This window comes from Pseudomonas californiensis (assembly GCF_021147775.1).
GTDB lineage: Bacteria > Pseudomonadota > Gammaproteobacteria > Pseudomonadales > Pseudomonadaceae > Aquipseudomonas > Aquipseudomonas californiensis.
In genome coordinates this window covers 1-2736 of sequence record NZ_JAGTPK010000096.1, presented here as the reverse complement: position 1 = coordinate 2736, position 2736 = coordinate 1, and the positions used below count along the sequence as shown (strand labels likewise).

Below are 2736 nucleotides of genomic sequence, written 5' to 3'. Positions count from 1 at the left end.
GCCATGTGTAAGCCTGTGCTGAGGAGGTATCGACTCGATTTCGGCTATGATAACCGATTTCAAAATCCCACAATTTGCAGCCGCAGGCTGCCCTGTTCATGACGGTCGATTGCAGGTCTAATCAGATGAATGCAGGTTCATTCGCAAATAATCCCGGTTTGCTGGCTCGGATAGACGCAATCAATCCCGGTCGAAAAACGCTATGATTGCAGGTCGATGCCATTTCGATTGCAGGTCGTTACAGGTAGTGCTGCGAACGTCAATTCGTTCGCCGCGAAAGTCTCCATACGCCCGGTAGGAGCTTCCGTCTTTGGCTACCCAGCCCTTGACCTGTAATCCGTCAATCTGTGCTTCAAACTCTGCTGCTGCGCTCATGGCCACGGCCTCCGTTGGTTACTTACCAACCCAGCATGCCATCACGACTACGAGCACCCGGGACTTTTCCGTTGTACGTAGAGCTGGTGGTGGATGGGGAGCTTGTCACGTCTTGGCTCGGCCCCGTTATGAGTAGCGTCCCTCGACCATCTTGACCAGCATATGCACAACGCGGCCTACTTCCTGGACGGCCACTCGCCAGGCCTCGCGCGCCCTGTGTTCCGCTGCGCGGGCTGCTTCGCAAGCGGGCTCGTCCTCATTTTCTTCAGCCAAGGCCAGCGCTTGCGACGCTTGATCAAAAGCCAGTGCGGCAGCATCCATGTCGGCCAACTGGACGTTACACGGAGATGTATCAATCATCAGCATGGTAGGGATTCCTTGTGGTGCAGCCCGTACAACAATCCGGTTTAGTTGTCATTGGTCTGACCCCGCACGATCTGAGGCCCGAAAGTGCCCTTGTACTACTGACAAAGCCCGGGACTGGGCGGGCTTGTGGGTGCAGCGACATTTCCATAAATATGCCAGTGCATGAACAACGATGGACAGGCTTTCTTCATCCGGTTGGGCTCCTGAGAGAATCGGGAGCCCAGCATCCGGCATTAGCTTCGTGCTTTGAATTTTGGGTTCATGGAGCGGTTACGACGGAGCATACGATTTTCTGTGTTTGACGTAATTCATCGCTGGCAGGCCAGACTCGCTTTCATCAATCGCGTCTGGCGCATCGCACATTTTTCGTACTGCCTCCTTCATGGACTCAAATCTGACTTAATACAAATAAATGCTTTCCTTCGAAAAGAGCGGATGCATGTTCAATTACGAACTCACTCATAATGGGTAGCATGATTTCTTCCTCTGAGGGCGCTTGGGAAGATCCCGAAATGTCGGCGCCTCTTTTTAGGCTTATCTGGAAAGCTATGTTGTTTGGCGTGCCTGGCTCAAACACCTGGGCACTGTCCTTTATTCGAGTTGTACTCATGAAAGCGGGCTCTACGTACCGGCCGCCCGTATCGAATAGATGGTAGAGCCGAGCAATCGTATCTAAATCACCGCGAATGCCTCTATAAACCGTTCCTCTAAAAGCGGCGACATCCATTAAACGATTAAGTGCAGATGAAAGCATTTTTATGTGAGGCGATAGCTTTTCGTCGTGATTATCAATTCCAGCGTCTCGCCCAGAATTCTCATGTTGAAGCCGAAGATAATTATTGACCTCTCGGTACAGCGGCGTTCCTATCCCCCCCCTTACGAGGTGACTAGAATAGTCTTGAGCGGTATGCATATAAATTGCAGAACATTCCTCAGGATAGACATCCCTGTATTCAGGATGCTCAGCCCTGAAGTGCTTGTCAGAAAACTTATCCATCAAATCGTCTATTGACAGACCAAAACACTGCGCGTCCACATGTAGTCTGGCAGCAAAACGGTAAAAATCATGCCGATCCTGTCCAGTAGAATAATGCCTTTCGGAACAAGCCTGGCAAGATGCTCCCACGTCGGGAGTCAACAATAGCTCCGAGCCTGATACAGGCAGTTGTCGATTGATATTCATGGCGCTACTATGAGGTTGTTGATTATGAAAGTCATGTCTATCACAGTTGTTATGTGTGTGATTGAGTTAGTTTTGTCCAAGTTAAATGCTCATGGCCTTTTATATTAAAAGGCCACGTACATTGAAGATGCCCACTTTTCTGTCGATGCAGAGTAGCCCGCTAGTTGCATGCATAAAGTGGATAGGCATCTGTGACGCTGCGTTTGCGACACGCTTGAGATGCTCATCTACAGTTTAGACGAGCACCGATATTCAGACCCTTTCGACCGGCACTTTCTGGCCTTTGGGCAATGTGACAATCAGAGCTTGTGATGTTTCCCCATCGTCAGCTATAGACGAAGCGTCGGCATAGACCTTGCCACCCCTTTCGAGAAAATCTCCCAGTCGCATCTTGACAGAGACCTGATTATCACTCATGTGATCATAAGCTCTAATTCCGTCTCGCGCTAGCGAGCCAGTCATTACGTTCAGTGATGGAACTCCCAGATCGGTGGCTTTTATTCTTTTCGGAACGTACGCCCTTGCTTCGTGTGGTTGGGCACCTGTATGACTGGCAAAACGATTGGGGCGCAGTTCTTCATGCATAAGGATACTCGCCATGGATTGTGGGTTGCCCGCGAGTTTATCGTTTTTTATATAGCGACTATCCGTCGTTCTGAAAAGCTCGGTATCATGGTCAAGTCCCATTACTCTCATTGGATCATGCATGTTCAGTGGACTTGCCCCTACCAAACCGGACACCAACTCCCCGTTAAATTGATGCTGCTGCCAAGCGCCTAAATTCTCTTGGCGACCGGTATTTCAAAGCGCTG

3 protein-coding genes and 1 pseudogene are annotated in these 2736 nt (G+C 50.1%); all 4 read right to left on the bottom strand.

Annotated elements, in window-relative coordinates:
* Nucleotides 1-180: 180 nt before the first annotated feature.
* Nucleotides 181-375, bottom strand: coding sequence for a hypothetical protein (locus KDX37_RS28950; RefSeq protein WP_231656599.1), 195 nt, complete (start codon nucleotides 373-375; stop codon nucleotides 181-183).
* 126 nt (nucleotides 376-501) lie between these two features.
* The gene (locus KDX37_RS28945) at nucleotides 502-741 is read right to left on the bottom strand and encodes a hypothetical protein (RefSeq protein ID WP_231656598.1); all 240 of its coding nucleotides are present in this window, start codon (nucleotides 739-741) and stop codon (nucleotides 502-504) included.
* 388 nt (nucleotides 742-1129) lie between these two features.
* On the bottom strand, nucleotides 1130-1924 hold the full coding sequence (locus KDX37_RS28940) for an ADP-ribosyltransferase (RefSeq protein ID WP_231656597.1): 795 nt from the start codon (nucleotides 1922-1924) through the stop codon (nucleotides 1130-1132).
* 252 nt (nucleotides 1925-2176) lie between these two features.
* Nucleotides 2177-2638 (bottom strand): annotated as a pseudogene (hopF2, locus tag KDX37_RS28935) (type III secretion system effector HopF2); the annotation flags it as partial.
* Between the last annotated feature and the right edge of the window lie 98 nt (nucleotides 2639-2736).